The following is a 15,962-nucleotide window of genomic DNA, read 5'->3' as shown; positions in this document are numbered from 1 at the left end:
ACCGATCAGAGATATGTTACATAGAATTTTAAAAATCAATCCGAGCGACAATGTGCTGGTAGCACTGACGGATTTAAGGAAAGGCGATGTCGTGGAATACGAGGGCGCGCAGATTGTCCTGGTAGACGATGTTCAGGCCAAACACAAGTTCGCTCAGCAGCCTCTGGCCGCCGGGCAGGAGATCCTGATGTACGGGTCTCTGGTAGGCAAGGCAGTGTATGATATTCCGGCGGGAGGTGTGCTCACCACCGCCAACGTGAAGCACCAAGTGAACGGCTTCACTGGCAAGACCAAAACCATTGGCTGGCAGGCACCTGATGTCTCCAAGTGGGCCAATCGAACCTTCATGGGCTACCACCGTCCGGACGGGCAGGTGGGCACCGGCAATTACTGGCTCGTGATTCCGCTGGTGTTCTGCGAGAACCGCAACGTGGACATCATCAAACAGGCGTTCCTGGATGAACTGGGCTTTGGGCAGCGCGATGTCTACAAATCCTACGTGCAGCAGATGGTGGAGATGTACCAGTCGGGCAACACGCAGGCCATTGAAACGCTTACCTTGCAGAAAACGGCTGCTCCGGCCCAGCGCCGTATCTTTGAAAACATAGACGGCATCAAGTTCCTCACCCACGAGGGCGGCTGTGGCGGCACGCGGCAAGACTCTGATATGCTCTGCGCCCTTTTGGCCGACTACATCCACCACCCCAACGTGGCGGGCGCCACTGTGCTTAGCCTGGGTTGCCAGAACGCGCAGGTGAGCATCCTGGAAAACAAGATCAATGCTCTGAACCCTAATTTCTCTAAACCGGTCATTGTGCTGGAGCAGCAGAAAGAAGGCACCGAGGAAGAAATGATGTCCAAAGCCATCCGGCAGACGTTCCTGGCCCTGATTGAAGCCGACAAACTGAAAAGACAACCGGCTCCGTTGAGTAAACTCTCCATCGGGTTGGAGTGCGGCGGCTCTGATGGTTTCTCTGGCATCTCCGCGAACCCGGCCATCGGCCATACCTCTGATATTCTGGTAGCCCTAGGCGGCAAAACGGTTCTTTCTGAGTTCCCTGAGTTATGCGGCGTGGAGCAGGAATTGATCAACCGCTGCGAGTCTAACGAAGCCGCCGAGCGGTTTGCCTCGTTGATGCGGGCTTATGCGGCCTCGGCCGAGGCGGTAGGTTCTGGTTTTGACATGAACCCCAGCCCGGGCAACATCCGCGACGGCTTGATCACCGATGCCATCAAGTCGGCGGGCGCGGCCAAGAAAGGCGGTACCTCCCCTATTGTGGACGTGCTGGACTATCCTGAGTACGCGACCAAACCTGGCCTGAACCTGCTCTGCACCCCGGGTAACGACGTGGAATGCACCACGGCGCTGGTGGGCGCGGGCACCAACATTGTGCTGTTCACCACGGGTCTGGGTACGCCCACCGGCAACCCCATTGCCCCGGTGATCAAAATCTCCTCCAACACCAAACTGGCCCAGCGCATGCCTGATATCATCGATATTGATACCGGCGCGGTGATCTCAGGGGAGAAAACCATTGAGCAGATGGGCGAGGACGTGCTGGATTTCATCATTGAGGTGGCCAGCGGAAGAATCGAGACCAAAGAGAAAATCCTGCAGCAAGACGACTTCATTCCATGGAAACGTGGGGTGTCTTTGTAAAATGACCTAAGGCTGGCGTAAACCAGCCCAGAAGGTAAACCAAAATAAGGCCCTGGCCCTCCGCTTCAGTTATATGCCATACATCTGAATAGAGGTACAGGGCCCTTTTATTTCCGATACATTTCCTCAGTCTATCTATTCAGTTCACTTATTCATAACACCTTACCGTATGAATGATGCATTAGCCCTGCCCGTAGGCACTACCCTGGACCGGTTTATCATGCGCAAGCAGGAAGACTTTCCGTTTGCCTCCGGTGAGTTGTCACAACTGCTCCGCGACATCGCGTTGGCCGCCAAAATCGTGAGCCGGGAAATCAGCCGCGCCGACCAGGACACGGTGGGCACCATCGGGACGCAGAACGTGCAGGGCGAGGACCAGCAGAAGTTGGATGTGATTGCCAACATCAGGTTCATCAGGGCGTTGCGCAATGGCGGCGAGGTGTGTACCATTGTTTCTGAGGAAGACGAGGACCTCATCCATACCGGCAACGCCAATGCCAAATACATTGTGGCCATGGACCCATTGGACGGATCTTCCAACATTGACGTGAACATTCCCGTGGGCACCATCTTTGGGATTTACCGGCGCCTCACCGATGGCGGCCAGGACGGCACCCTGGAGGATTGTCTGCAGAAAGGCACGCAGCAGGTGGCCGCGGGCTACATTCTGTACGGGGCCTCCACCATGCTGGTCTACACTACGGGCTGCGGCGTAAACGGCTTTACCTATGAACCCTCGCTGGGCGAGTTTTTCCTCTCGCACCCAGACATCAAAATTCCTGATAAAGGCCGCCAATACTCCTGCAACGAGGCCAATGTAAGCAACTTCCCGCTGGGTATTCAGAACTACCTGGCATTCTGCCGTGAGCAGAAATACTCTTCCCGCTACATCGGGTCGCTCGTGGCCGATTTCCACCGTAACCTGCTCAAAGGCGGCATCTACTTCTACCCCGCCTCGGACAAAAACAAGACCGGCAAACTGAGACTTTTGTACGAGTGCAACCCCTTGGCTTTCATTGCCGAGCAAGCCGGCGGCCAGGCCACCGACGGAATTGAACGCATCCTGGACAAAACGCCCGTAGCCCTCCATGAGCGCTGCCCCCTGGTGATTGGCTCTTCTGAGATGATTGAGAAGGTGCGCAAATACATGACCCTGTAAGGCTATTGAGAGGCACAAAGTAGAAAGGTGTTTTGGAGTTGTTTTGGATAAATCAGCTTCAAAACACCTTTCTTTTTCTAACCGGTTGGAGGAGTTTGTTCGTCTGAGGAAGTGAACCCACCCCTACCTCTCCAAGGAGGGGAATTTTTTCTACCAAAAGCAGGGAAGGATTCGTCTTTAAAGCAAATGCAATATAGAACTTAGCTCATGTTTTCAACTTGGAACCAAATGACTTGTAGTTTGTAACTGCAGTGAGGAGAAAGCCTTAGAAGGAGCGGTTCTGAATTTCAATCTAAGTCTATTTTCACCAAAACAAGCCCAAAACACCGGAACGCTGCGGCAGACAGCCTACAGGTTATTAGAATATTTCTTAGGCTGCAAGGCTGTTTTCCAGAACCTGACGCTTTGGATTTCCCCGTTAAACCAAGAGCGTTTGTCCATGCGGGTCCCGATGGAGACGTTGGCCGAAGCAGGAATAGGCAGGTACTCAATCTCGCCGGAGAGTTCCAGTTGACCGTTCACGTAGCCTTTGAGTTGTTTGTCTTTGTAGGTCAGGGTCATGGTGGCCCACTCGCCTACCGGGTGTGTTTTGGTGGAATCAATGAGGGTAAGAGCCGCTTTTTCGTGGCGCAGGAAAAAATCGGCATACCACTGATTGCGGCTGTTCAGCCGGAGTTCCAGCAAGATGCGTCGCTGCCCAGAATCCATATCCTCCAGATGCAGGAAACGCTGCTCCACATTGGCTGGCCACGCTGCGTTTGGTTTAAAGACCACTTCAATAGTAAATTCCTCTGCCCCTGCCAAAGGATTGTGGTCCACTAACAACCCATCATCTACCCCGTCAAAAGCCATCACCTGCTCTCCTTCCTTACCGATAATCGTTCTAGGGTTGCCCAGCACTGTGGTCGCATGGCCCCCGACCAAGGCAGTCGAACTCAAGGACCAATGCACCGGCTTCTGCACCGCGCAGGAGGAAACGATCCAAGCCGAAAGCAAACAGAACCAAATGACAGAGGAGGGTTTCATATGTCGGTGAAGTTTACGGAGGATTTGATTTAAGGCCCTTTTCAGAAAAACAAGTTTAAAACGGTAGCAGGGGTTTCTCTCGGGCTTACCTTAATTGGAGAATTACTTAAGCCTTCCCCTAAGGCAACTTCTTCACTGCTGCTTCACCACTCTATCGGCCAACTCCAGTTTTTGGGCTTTGAGGTCGGCTAAGACAATTTGGGCCATTTCGCGCGCGCCCAGTTCATTGAAGTGGGTGTCGTCCATTTTGCCTTGCGGATAGTTCGGGTGTTCTTCAGGCTGAAGGTGCACAAACAACAGTTTGGAGGCATCAGGACCCAGTTTCTGCAGCAGGTTCTGGCTTTTGCGGTCCAGGTCAATGAGGGCAACCTTCTGTTTCTGGGCCACCGCCCGGACAATGCCGGAGTATACGGCGTGCGTTTCCTCAATCTTTCCGGTAGCGCTGAACAGCCGGCGGGCGGCGGGCGTGATCAGGATGGGGGTGACGTTCTTTTGGCGGGCCTCAGAGACAAACCGCTCCAGGTTGGCTTTGTAGTCGGCCTCGGTGGTGTAGCTTTTCTTCGTGGACACCTCATCATTGTGCCCGAACTGGATGAACAGGTAGTCGCCGGCCTTCATGGAGGACGCCATTGGCTCCCAAAGCTTCTCTTCTATGAAAGTACGCGTGCTGCGGCCGTTTTTAGCATGATTGGAGACGGTGACGGTGCTGTCAAAGAAATACTTAAACGGCATGCCCCAACCCGTCTCGGGATAAGCCTTGGTCTCCTTCACCGACATGGTAGAATCCCCGATGAGGTAGACCGTGATGGGCTGTTTCTCAACCATCAGGAAAGAAGTAAGGCCCAGGCAGGCTAAGGTCAGCAAGAAAAAGAGAGACGTGGTTTTCATTTCTTTTATTGGTTTGGCTTCTTTGATTTAGCGGGTTCCTTTCTGCCCTCTGGTGAGCATGCATTTATTGGAAGTTGTACTTGGAATGGCCAGGCGAACAAGGCTGTTTACTCCATTGCTCCATAGCTGAGTCTGTCTCTGTCCATCCTTCTGCGTTTTGGTTAGCTTTTGCTAAAACCGAGCCGAAATCGTCCTTCCATCACCACTCCACCCGGGCCAGCATGGCCGAGGCTCTTTTGCAGAGTTGCAGCGCCAAACCCCAGGGATCACGCAGCATGACCAAATGTGAACCATCTTCCAAATGTTGGTCAGACACCAGCGTGGCGCCGGCTGCGCAGAGTCGGTCCTTGTCCTTAGTAGGATTTTCAGACACAAAGGCCAGGTGCACCAGAAGCGGATTCATGGTCCGGTATGGTGGCACTTCATGGGCAGGGTTCAGGTAGATTTCCACCATAATGCGGCCGCTGTCATCGGCAAAGAAAGTGGTATACGGGGCTTCTTTCTGCTGCCTCACCACCCGCATGCCCAAGTGCTGGGTGTACCAGTCGGTCATGGCCAAGGGATCTTCTACGTTAAGGGCAAAATGCTCTAGTTTCATATGGCTTCGGTTTTTAGGGGATCAGAATCTATTTTTAAGCGCTTCAGGTTTTAATCCTTTGCTAGATTGGCTTCTGGGTTGATAAGGTCTGAGCGCTTTTTCCGTCAGGAGAAACCATGAATAAGCTGGTTATACTCTAAAGCGCAATCGATTGCACATCGGTAGCTAAAAAAAGCACCTGCTGTGCCTCCGGTCCTGTTTCTCTTCTGACATAACAATATGGCTACGCTTTTAACCAAAAGCAAATTAATCTACCTGAATCTGTACCAGTTTTCTGGAAAAGCACCTTCTTCAGTCCAACTACCTTGAACTGCCTGGTCTTTTCATCTTATAGACTGAAGAGTTCAGCTGCTACTGTTTCCCTCTCTCCTAGATACATCATCTGAATTCCAAAGTGAGTTTAGGGGGTATTTTCTAGAAATCGCCCTAAAAACAACCTGGCCTTTTCTGTCCAACAAACGACTACGCACCTAATGGTTCATTCAAAAGGTCGATAGTTTATCTAGTGCAACCTTCAAACAATCAAGTTTACTATCATTTGATTTATATTTTAACTAGCTTTATTTCAATATTATACGCTTCTAACCTTCAGCTCTATGGAACAGAACTATATATCAGAGCCTCTGCAGGAGTACCATCCCCGCGGGTCTCGGTTGGCCAGATTGAAGCACCTTATCAGCGCCAGGTTCCCTCAGTTGAAGGAACCGGTGGTAGAGGAATTGCTGCTGAAGTTTAATTGGGTTGAACTAAACCGGGGCGAGGTTCTGTGCCACGAGGGTGAGGTGGGCGACTGCGTGTACCTGTTGGTATCGGGCAGGTTGAAGGCCTGGGTAGATTTCAATACCCGCGATGCCCGGGAGGTGGGTGAGATTGCCCAAGGTGAGAGCGTAGGCGAAATGGCGCTGATCACCGGCGAGGCCCGCACCGCTACCATTGTGGCCATGCGCACCTGCATGCTGGCCAAACTGCTCAAATCCGACTTCGATGAACTGGTCGCCCATCACCCCGAGGTGGCGGTTACCTTATCCAAACTGATCATTGACCGGCTCACCTTTACCATGCACCACACGCGGGTTCCGGCCAAACACACCAACCTTGTCCTGCTGCCCGCCACCGATAGCCCCGTCACCAAAGATTTCCTGGCGCAGTTGGTAGGCGCCCTGCACGAGCATTACCCCATAAAGCACATACACAAAGATCTGCTTCCCCTTCCCTTGCAGGACGGATCACTGGCCGAGGACGAGCGGTTTTTTGAAATCCATAACTGGATGGCCGAGCAGGAAGCAGACCAGGGCTATGTGATTTTTGAGGCCGATCCGGCAGACCAGGAATGGACGGGGCACTGCCTGCGCCAAGCCGATAAAATCCTGCTATTGGCAGAAGTCGCCCGCGGCACTACCCTTTCTGAGGTGGAGCAGTTCCTTTTCTCCAACGGAGACGTGCAATTGCAGCAAGCTACCGAGGTAGCCCTTCTGTACCCCAACGCTACGGAGAACCCCACCCAAACCCACGAGTTCCTGGCCCAGCGGCCGGTTTCCCGCCACTACAACATCCGGCTCCAAGACCAAAGGCACCTGAATCGTTTGGCCCGCATGCTCACCAACAAAGGCATAGGATTGGTGCTGGGCGGCGGCGGGGCCAAAGGGTTTGCCCACATCGGTATTTTCAAAGCCCTGGGGGAAGCAGATATTCCCATTGACATGGTCTGCGGCACCAGCATAGGCGCTATCATTGCCGCGGCTATTGCCCATGAATGGAACCCAGAGGAAATTTACCGGAAAGGAAGAAGCGCCTTTGTCATCGACAAACCCCTCAACGACTACACCCTGCCCGTACTCTCGCTCATCAAAGGCCATAAACTCCAAGACACGAACAAGAAATACTTCGGGGAGAAGAACATAGAGGACCTGTGGCTTAACTTTTTCTGTATCTCCAGTAACTACACCCTCTCAGAAATGGTGGTGCATGAACGAGGCCCCCTCTGGAAAGCCGTAACTGCCTCGGTTTCTATCCCAGGGGTACTGCCTCCGGTGGTGGATGGCAACAACCTGCTCATTGACGGGGCCTCCTTTAACAATTTTCCGGTAGATGTCATGAAAGCTAAGTACGGCGGGAAACTCATTGGTATCAACCTGCTGGAAGACAAAGAATACAAGCTGAATTACACCACTTTGCCGGGCGGCTGGCATCTATTCCTTTCCCGGTTCCTGCCCTTTCTCAAGCGCTACAAAAGCCCCAGCATTTCGGCCATCATGCTCAAATCCACCATTCTCTCCAGCATGGTGCACCAACGGAAACAAATCAATGACTTGGACCTTTTCCTGAATCCGCCGGTGGGTAAATTCAGCTTGCTGGACATGAAGAACTTCGACACCATTGCTGCCACCGGGTATGCTTACGCCAAAGAGTTCCTCCAAACCGTTGACCTGGAAAAGCTAAGAACCCGCAGAGAGGAAAGAGCCCACATGGGTTAGTCATATAACGCAACAGCTGATAACCTGAGGTTTCTCTTTCAAAAGTGCTCCGAGTTCGGCCAAAAAGGAAAGAATGTTCTCAAAACAGGTTAGCCTTATCAGGTATTTTTGAAAAAAGGGGCTTAAAACACACTAATCTAATTAGGCAGACTTAGGTTTGTACAATTTGCCTGAATATATAAAGGCACCCTAAATGCCCTATTAAGGTAATTAGTTTAGGGTTTACTTGAAAATTGCTCTTTATTTTAGTACATTGGTAAGAAATTTTATAATCCTTAACCTCTCTGTGGGGTTAATTTGACAACACGCAAAGAACCCCACCACCGTTTTTATTTCTCTAGGAAAACGGTTTTGAGCACAATTCAGGAAAAAACCATCAAAACGATCCATTGCGGGTGAAACCGAGGGTTTTTCAGTAGTCCGTTAACCAGTACCGCTGGGCAGCAATTCTGCCTCTCTTTCCGCTTCCAATCTTCCCCTTACGTCAGTACCCAGAGGCAAATTGCCTTTTCTTTTCTCTTGCCCTTTGCTACGACCTTCTCCCCCTGCAATCAGAAGGCGTTTTCAATTCTAAAGTGGTCCCCTTTACATCACCTTATTGAAGCACTTCATGATGGCAACCAATACTTTGAATTTTCAGGCCCAAAACAGAAATTTCTTCTTTTCTGCTACGGTCAGGCCCTTTCTTCTCTTTTGCACCTTCCTTTTCAGTTTCTTCTTTTTTTCACCTTTTACCAGTATTGCCCAAACCATTGATGCAGAAATTGTTCCCATGCTGGAATGCGTCAAGTGGATCCCGGCAGATAATAAATATGAAGCCGTTTTCGGCTACAATAATCCCAGTAAAACAAACATTAGCGTTCCGCCGGAAAACAGCACTTTGACTTGTAATGCCCGGGCAGTTGGCGAGGTACCTACCGTTTTCAAACCCGGGCGGGTGTTCAATGCCTTTTCGGTGAAGTTTGATTGTCCGGTACTCACCTGGACAGTGACCGGACCTAGCGGCAAGCCCAGGTCTGTCACGGCGAGTGGCAGTTCCACCGCCTGTTCTACTGGCGGCAACATCACGCCAGTGGTAAGTTCACCCGGGAAAGACACCACTAAAATAGGATCAGAACTCACTATCCTAATCAATTCTGGTCTTCAGAGAAGTAATAAGCTCTACCAAATAGAACAAATAAACGGGGAGAGATACGTGTTCATCAGTTGTTATGCTAAACCAGGAGTAACAGCGGCCCTATTGACCGATCTTAAAGGCCTTAATGTTATAAACCCAAAAGTAAGTGGCCTACATATCACCTGCTGGATTTCATTCAATAACCTCCTCCTTCTGAAAGGTTTAGCTAACCTGGATTTGGCCATGCCGGTGTTCACCCCCATTAATAACGTAGGTGCCACCACTACCCAGGGAGACAAGGGCCAACGCACCAATCTCCTCCGGACTGCTTTCGGCGTCCAGGGCCAAGGAATAAAAATCGGGGTATTGTCAGATAGTTATAACGCACGGCTGGGTAACGGCGCTGCGTTGGGGATTTTGCAGGGTGATCTACCCGGTCTTGCCAACCCTATGAACCAAACACCGGTTCAGGTGCTCAAAGACCTGCCCTCCCAATCAGATCTTGGCTCCGACGAAGGCAGAGCCATGCTGGAAACCATCCATGATGTGGCCCCTAAAGCCACGCTGGCCTTCCGGACGGGGTTTGATGGTCCTATAGACTTGGCCCAGGGCATCAGAGAACTGAAGGCAGTTGGCTGTAACATCATTGTAGACGATATCACTTACATAGATGATCCGTTCTTCCGGGACGGCATTGTGGCGCAGGCAGTAGATGAGGTGACTTCCCAAGGAGTCGCTTACTTCTCCGCAGCCGGTAACTTCGGGGAGCTGTCTTACCAGGGAACTTTCACCTCCTTGGACCCCGCCATTATCCCCAGAAAACACAACTTCGGCGGTGGCGATGTCCGGCAGCGTGTTTTCCTACCCGAAGGCACCTATACCCTGGGTATGCAGTGGATCAGTTCTCTGGGCCAGGACCTGGACTTCTACCTCACCGATGACAATGGTAACGTTATTGTAGGGCACAACCGCGCCAGTACGTTCCCCTTTGAAGGCATGGCCTTTGAAGTATCGGCCGGAGGCGCCACGGCAAATATTGTGGTAGAAAATGCCAGTACCACCCTGGACCCCAATGTGATTTTCAAGTACATCATCTTCAGGGGCAACGCCGCCTTAGGCGAATACCGGACCGGAACCTCCACCATTACGGGGCACGCGAATGCTGCCGGAGCCATGGCTGTGGGCGCGGTACTGTACACCAATACGCCAGGCTACAACAATGTGCCCTCCATCGCTTCTTTTTCCTCCCGTGGAGGTACTCCCCTCCTGGGTTCGGGTGGAACCATTAGAAGCAAACCAGATTTTGCCGCTCCCAATGGCGGCAATACCACCGTGCCCATAGGAACTCAGTACCCAGATGATGGGGATTCTTTCTACAACTTCTTCGGCACTTCTGCCGCCGCCCCGCATGCCGCCGCCGCCGCCGCCTTGGTCATGGAAGCGCACGTAAAGTTCCTGGGCACTTCGCTTACCCCGGCAGCCCTGAGAAACCTGCTGAGATCCACAGCCCTGGACATGGGATCAGCGGGACTTGATGTGGCCAGTGGGTATGGGTTTATCAGGCCAGACAACGCCATCTCTACCTTTGCCATTCCTACCCCAATCGCTGAAAGCATTTCAACCCCGGAAGGCGTTACGCCAGGAAGTAAACTGATTGTGAAGGGGCATTATTTCAAAGGCTCCAGCCAGGGAAGTATCTCCAAAATCAAGTTTGCCGGCGCGGAACTGCCCACCACCTTCATCAGTGAAACCGAGTTGCAGACAGTTATCCCAGCCTACACCGGGAACCCTTCTATTCAGGTCTGCAACTCGCCTACCATTACTAATGGACCCGACGGCGGTTGCTCCAAACCCTTGTACCTGTTCCCCAAACGGCTTATCACCATCAAAGCCAATAACCAGACCAAAGGCTACGGTGATGCCCTGCCTAGCTTTACCGCCACTTTCGCGGCCAATGATAGCCTCAGGGCCACGGACATCACCTATACAACGCTGGCTACTGACCTAAGCGATGTGGGAGCCTATGTTGTTACGCCCGCCCTTGCGTCTACCCATCCTTTTCTGACCAGGGCTGATAAGTACGAGGTGGTATATGAACCAGGCATCCTGCAAATTGAGAAAATCGCCTTGGAAATAGCTGCCCGTGATGTGGCCATTACCGAGGGCGCGCCGCTCACTGGGTTTGCCTACAACTTCAACTTCCCTACGCCAATAAAGAACACGAATGATCGGGTTGAACAAGTCCGGAATAGTCTCCTGCAGTCTCACCTGTCTCTTCAAACAAACAAGGTGGCCCTGGTGACGGAGGCTGAATTATTGAATCTGGAATCTATCAGGAACAGGAGTTTTCTGGTAAGCGAATTGGCAGAGACCAGTGCTGCCCGGGTGATCAATGCCACCAGGGTATTGAACGTGAGCAGCAGGTTGCTCAATGAGGTATACACCAGCGAGTTGAACGCCTCAAGGGTAATAAATGCTACCTACCTCATGAATGCCGCCCGCGTGCTGAACGCCGCCCGGGTGATCAATGCGGCAAGGGTCATCAATGCCGCCAGGGTGCTGAACACCAATACTGTGGGCCCAGCCAATAATGAGAAATCAGTTTTGATTCTGAACGAGGCAGACGAAGTGCTCACCAGGTTGTATTCCATCAACCTCATCACTGGCTACACGTTGGGTACGCACCGCTGGGCTCCGGCTTCGCTGCTCTCCCCTAACGTGAACGTCACGTACGGGGAACCCGCCAACTTCTTTGTGAACCCGATTGGCACCGGGGTTAGAGCCGTGAAACCTATTTTGGAATGCGTGCAAGTCTCCAAAACTCCGGGTTATTACATCGCCCATTTCTGGTATGAAAACCCGAACACCAGAACCGTGGGGTTACCGCTTAACAGTGAAAACAAACTCACGTATGCCGGGGCCCAGCCACCTTGCTTTGTGAACAACACCAAAATTCCTACGGTCTTCCTGCCGGGTAAGAACTATGCCTTCTCGGTAGAATTTGACGGCACCAAAGTCACCTGGGACCTAACCAGTATCCAGGGTACTAAAAAGACCTCCATTGCCTCTTACGCCAGTGCCACTTCTGGCAGGTGCAAAACCAACACTACTATTTTCGCTCCCTGCGCCAAAACCACGCTCCAGGGTGTGATCGCCAGCAGTCTGGAAGTGGCCCCTGCACAGGAAACCACCACCATTAAGGTATTCCCCAACCCAATTGGGAATGAAGTCTCCCTGGACTTGAGTGGCTTAGAGGAAACGGAGGTGACTGTCTCCATTGCAGATGTTTTGGGAAAAACGTGCCTGAAACGCCAGCGACTGCAAGTGGGCAAGACCGCTCCGGTCCTGAACACCAGCCGCCTGGCGTCTGGGGTGTATCTGCTCAAAATAGAATATGGAAATGAGGTGAAATCCTTCCGGTTGGTGAAACGGGAATAACCTTTTCATCTGGCCTGAAAGACCAAAGCCAGCCGCCTTCCTCGGTGGAACGCCCGCGGAAGGCGGCTAGCCCCTAGTAATTAGAAGCTCTAAAAAGCATGAGGTATGAAAACATCAACGTTGCTGCTGCTTTGTTTCTTTCTCTCCCATCTGCTGCTGGCCCAGACAACGTCGCAGGACAGCTTGCAGGCTCTCCTCAAAACCGCAAAGGATACCTCGCGGGTAAATGTCTTGTTGGAGTTGAGCAAAGCCTATAACGGGTCAGACCAACCTAAGGCCATTTCCTACGCCAAACAGGCGCTGGCAGACTCAAGGGTCCACCAATTTCCAAAAGGAGAAGCCTATGCCCTGAAGAGCCTGGGGCTGGCCTACGTGAGTGAGGGAAACTACCCCGAGGTGATCCGCTACTGGGAGCAGTCACTGGCTATCTTCAACAAACTGGGCGACAAAGTGGGTGCCAGTAACATGCTCAGCAACATCGGGGTCATTTACTCTATCCAGGGTTGGGAGGCTAAAGCCATTGAGTTTTACCTCAAGTCTTTGAAAAAGGCCGAAGAAAGCGGAGATAAACTCCGTATCGCCACTGCCCTCCTCAATATCGGGGCCGAGTATTACAACAACCCAACTACCCTGGACAAAGCGCTGGCCTATTATCTGCGGGCCCTTCCGCTCAGCAAGGAAATCGGGGACCAGACTACGCTGGGTACGCTTACGGTGAACATCGGGGAGATTTATTTTGCCCAGGGAGACCACAAAAAAGCCCTCGGTTATTATCAGGAGGCCCTTAAGATTTTGAATGCTGCCGGGGCGAAAGACAAAGTGGCCTACACCCTGAACAACATCGGCAAAGTGCATGCCGCCCGCGGAGACCTGCCCATGGCCTTGGAACAGCACCAGAAAGCCCGACAGATCGCTAACTCCGTGGCAGCCAAACTGGAGGAGGCTCAGGCCCTGAACTACATTGGCCAGATCAACCTTAAACTAAACCAGGCAAATCAGGCGTTGGCTACCTTTCAGCGGTCCAGGGAGATTGCCACTTCCCTGGGGGCCAACTATGAACTGAAAGATGCCTACGCCGGTCTTGCCCAGTCTTTCCAAAAGCTCTCAGATTACCAGCAAGCCTACCAGTACCAGTCGCTGCTGCTGGGCATTAAAGACACCTTGTACAACGCCGAAACAAAGGAGAAAATCAACAACTTGGAGGCCGCCTACCAGAACGAGAAAAAGCAGAGCCAGATTGACCTTCTCACCAAAGACAGCCAACTGAAGCAAGCCAGCCTGCAGCGGCAGCAGGTTTTCCGGAACGCGCTGCTGGCGGTGCTGGGCCTCATTATCATCATTGCGGTGGTGCTGTTCTTCAACATCCGGAACAAAGCCAAAGCCAACAAGCTGCTACAGCACAAAAACGAAGAGATCAACGCGCAGAAGGAGGAACTGGCTACCCAACGAGACCACCTGGAGAAAACCTACAACAACCTGGTGAACACCCAGGACCAACTGGTGCAATCAGAGAAAATGGCTTCTTTGGGTCAGCTTACCGCTGGCGTGGCGCATGAGATCAACAACCCTATCAACTTCGTCTCGGCGGGGATTGAGTCACTGCGCGCCAACTTCACCGACATCATGGAGGTGGCCAAAGGGTACTTCCAACTGAAACCCGGCGCCGACAATACTCAGCAACTGCAACAGCTGGAGAAACTAAAGCAGGAGCTGGAAGTGGATGAGCTCATTGACGAATCTGAGCAGCTGTTCTCCAGCGTAAAAAACGGCGCCACCCGCACAAAGGAAATCGTGAAAAGCCTGAAAAACTTCACCCGTCTGGACGAGGACAACCTCAAGAAAGCCAACCTGCACGAAGGCCTGGATTCTACCCTGGTGATTTTGAACAACCAATTGAAAAACCGGATCAAAATCGTGCGCAACTACGGCGACCTGCAGGAAGTCAACTGCTACCCCGGCCAGCTGAACCAAGTGTTCATGAACATCCTCAACAACGCTGCCCAGGCCATCCCGGACGAAGGCACCATTGCCATCAAGACCTACGCCGATGATGACTATGCCGTGATCAAGATCCGGGACACCGGCATGGGCATGTCTGAGGAGGTGAAAAAGCACATCTTTGAACCCTTCTTCACCACCAAAGACGTAGGCGAGGGCACAGGCTTGGGCCTTTCCATCTCTTACGGCATCATTGAGAAGCACAAAGGCAAAATAGAGGTAGAATCCCGCCCCGGCGAGGGGACCGAGTTCACCATCAGGATTCCCCTGCAGTTTACCCCCGCCTCCCAAGGTCTGAAGTTAGAGACAGTTTCATAAAGCAGCCACGTGTACAAACCGCCATTCATTCCCCCTCAAAACCATGGAAAACATGACCTTGGAACAAGTTGTTTCTATCCCTACCCAAGCCTCTGAGAAACCCGCCATTCTGTACATAGATGATGAGGAGGATAACCTGGTTGTTTTTAAATCAGCGTTCAGGAGGCATTACAACGTGCACACGGCTAAATCTGGGGAAGAAGGCCTGGAAATCTTGAAGTCACTGGACGCCAGCCTGGTGATCACAGACCAACGCATGCCCAAGATGACGGGCGTCCAGTTCCTGAAAAACTTACCCGAGGACAAGGACATGATTCGGATGATCCTGACGGGCTACAGCGACATGGAATCTATTGTGGAGGCCATCAACACGGGCCAGGTGTACCGCTACATTGTGAAGCCCTGGGAAAAAGAAGAGCTCAAAATCACCCTGGACAACGCCATTGAGGCCTTTCAGCTGCGCCGCACAAACAAGCATCTCATCCATGAGCTGCAGGAAGCGAATGAAGTGCTGGAGCAGAAAGTAGAGGAACGCACCGAGCAGGTAAACAGGCAAAAAGAAGAAATTGAGAAGCTGCTGCTCAACATCCTGCCGGTGGAAGTGGCCAATGAACTGAAAGAGAAAGGAGCCGCCACCCCACGCTTCTATGAAAGTGCCACCGTGCTTTTCACCGACTTTGTGGGGTTCACTTCCATTGCCGAGGGCTTGAGCCCGAACGAGCTGGTGTCTGAGCTGAACAACTGCTTTCTGGCCTTTGACTCCATTATTGAAAAGAACAACCTGGAGAAAATCAAAACCATTGGCGATGCCTACATGTGCGCCGGCGGACTTCCCGTCTCCAACGAGACCCACGCCGTGGACGCCATCTTAGCCGCCATTGAGATACAGGATCACATGGAACGATTGAACGAGGAAAGGAAAGCCCAGGGGTTGGTACCGTGGACTCTGCGCATCGGTATTCATACGGGTCCGTTGGTGGCGGGCGTGGTGGGCCGCAAGAAGTTCGCCTATGACATTTGGGGCGATACCGTGAACCTGGCCAGCCGCATAGAATCTTCTGGCGAGGGAGGCAAAATCAACATTTCAGAGACTACCTTTGAAGCCGTGAAAGAGTGGTTCAGTTGCCTTTACCGGGGCAAGGTGCCCGCCAAAAACAAAGGGGAAGTAGACATGTACTTTGTGCAGAGCCGGATAAACCGAAGAGGGTAAGAGCAGTTAAATCCCCCAGCATTCCCTAAATGACGTTTCTTCTTGAGGTCGTTTTACGGCCTTTTTCCTGAAAAAG

General features: G+C 52.2%; 10 protein-coding genes. 6 read left to right on the top strand and 4 right to left on the bottom strand.

Features of this window, described 5'->3' with window-relative positions:
* Positions 1-13: 13 nt before the first annotated feature.
* A complete protein-coding gene (locus FOA19_RS22025; protein WP_149092992.1) occupies positions 14-1,660 on the top strand; it encodes a UxaA family hydrolase in 1,647 nt (548 codons plus the stop codon).
* Positions 1,661-1,829: 169 nt separating this feature from the next.
* Complete coding sequence (gene fbp / locus FOA19_RS22020) at positions 1,830-2,819, top strand: class 1 fructose-bisphosphatase (protein WP_149092991.1); 990 nt, start codon at positions 1,830-1,832, stop codon at positions 2,817-2,819.
* 348 nt (positions 2,820-3,167) lie between these two features.
* Here fbp and FOA19_RS22015 read toward each other — a convergent pair whose 3' ends face one another.
* The 3 genes from FOA19_RS22015 to FOA19_RS22005 form a co-directional block, all read right to left on the bottom strand.
* Positions 3,168-3,845, bottom strand: a complete 678-nt coding sequence (locus FOA19_RS22015) for a LamG domain-containing protein (RefSeq protein WP_149092990.1) — start codon at positions 3,843-3,845, stop codon at positions 3,168-3,170.
* A 132-nt stretch (positions 3,846-3,977) separates the two neighbouring features.
* On the bottom strand, positions 3,978-4,733 hold the full coding sequence (locus FOA19_RS22010; protein ID WP_149092989.1) for a rhamnogalacturonan acetylesterase: 756 nt from the start codon (positions 4,731-4,733) through the stop codon (positions 3,978-3,980).
* A gap of 199 nt (positions 4,734-4,932) precedes the next feature.
* The gene (locus FOA19_RS22005; protein WP_149092988.1) at positions 4,933-5,331 is read right to left on the bottom strand and encodes a VOC family protein; all 399 of its coding nucleotides are present in this window, start codon (positions 5,329-5,331) and stop codon (positions 4,933-4,935) included.
* Positions 5,332-5,927: 596 nt separating this feature from the next.
* Between FOA19_RS22005 and FOA19_RS22000 the strand changes: the two genes are divergently transcribed.
* Positions 5,928-7,805, top strand: a complete 1,878-nt coding sequence (locus tag FOA19_RS22000) for a patatin-like phospholipase family protein (RefSeq protein ID WP_149092987.1) — start codon at positions 5,928-5,930, stop codon at positions 7,803-7,805.
* 828 nt (positions 7,806-8,633) lie between these two features.
* Here the strand turns inward: FOA19_RS22000 and FOA19_RS23480 are convergent.
* Positions 8,634-8,939, bottom strand: coding sequence for a hypothetical protein (locus tag FOA19_RS23480; RefSeq protein ID WP_190300511.1), 306 nt, complete (start codon positions 8,937-8,939; stop codon positions 8,634-8,636).
* A gap of 226 nt (positions 8,940-9,165) precedes the next feature.
* Between FOA19_RS23480 and FOA19_RS21995 the strand changes: the two genes are divergently transcribed.
* The 3 genes from FOA19_RS21995 to FOA19_RS21985 all read left to right on the top strand — a co-directional run bounded on the left by FOA19_RS21995 (position 9,166) and on the right by FOA19_RS21985 (position 15,886).
* Positions 9,166-12,360, top strand: coding sequence for a S8 family serine peptidase (locus FOA19_RS21995; protein WP_190300510.1), 3,195 nt, complete (start codon positions 9,166-9,168; stop codon positions 12,358-12,360).
* A 105-nt stretch (positions 12,361-12,465) separates the two neighbouring features.
* Positions 12,466-14,676: a tetratricopeptide repeat-containing sensor histidine kinase gene (locus FOA19_RS21990; protein ID WP_149092985.1), complete on the top strand. Its 2,211-nt coding sequence runs from the start codon at positions 12,466-12,468 to the stop codon at positions 14,674-14,676.
* 43 nt (positions 14,677-14,719) lie between these two features.
* Positions 14,720-15,886, top strand: a complete 1,167-nt coding sequence (locus tag FOA19_RS21985; RefSeq protein WP_223809016.1) for an adenylate/guanylate cyclase domain-containing protein — start codon at positions 14,720-14,722, stop codon at positions 15,884-15,886.
* Positions 15,887-15,962 lie beyond the last annotated feature (76 nt).

Source organism: Rufibacter hautae (assembly GCF_008271695.1).
GTDB lineage: Bacteria > Bacteroidota > Bacteroidia > Cytophagales > Hymenobacteraceae > Nibribacter > Nibribacter hautae.
Note: the sequence above shows the minus strand (reverse complement) of the source record. Positions and strands in the feature narration are given on the sequence as shown.

Excerpts from the sequence above, each read along its gene's own strand:
- FOA19_RS22025 (WP_149092992.1), top strand. The coding sequence starts at position 14 with ATGTTACATAGAATTTTAAAAATCAATCCGAGCGACAATGTGCTGGTA.
- fbp (WP_149092991.1), top strand. The coding sequence starts at position 1,830 with ATGAATGATGCATTAGCCCTGCCCGTAGGCACTACCCTGGACCGGTTT.
- FOA19_RS22015 (WP_149092990.1), bottom strand. The coding sequence starts at position 3,845 with ATGAAACCCTCCTCTGTCATTTGGTTCTGTTTGCTTTCGGCTTGGATC.
- FOA19_RS22010 (WP_149092989.1), bottom strand. The coding sequence starts at position 4,733 with ATGAAAACCACGTCTCTCTTTTTCTTGCTGACCTTAGCCTGCCTGGGC.
- FOA19_RS22005 (WP_149092988.1), bottom strand. The coding sequence starts at position 5,331 with ATGAAACTAGAGCATTTTGCCCTTAACGTAGAAGATCCCTTGGCCATG.
- FOA19_RS22000 (WP_149092987.1), top strand. The coding sequence starts at position 5,928 with ATGGAACAGAACTATATATCAGAGCCTCTGCAGGAGTACCATCCCCGC.
- FOA19_RS21995 (WP_190300510.1), top strand. The coding sequence starts at position 9,166 with ATGCCGGTGTTCACCCCCATTAATAACGTAGGTGCCACCACTACCCAG.
- FOA19_RS21990 (WP_149092985.1), top strand. The coding sequence starts at position 12,466 with ATGAAAACATCAACGTTGCTGCTGCTTTGTTTCTTTCTCTCCCATCTG.
- FOA19_RS21985 (WP_223809016.1), top strand. The coding sequence starts at position 14,720 with ATGGAAAACATGACCTTGGAACAAGTTGTTTCTATCCCTACCCAAGCC.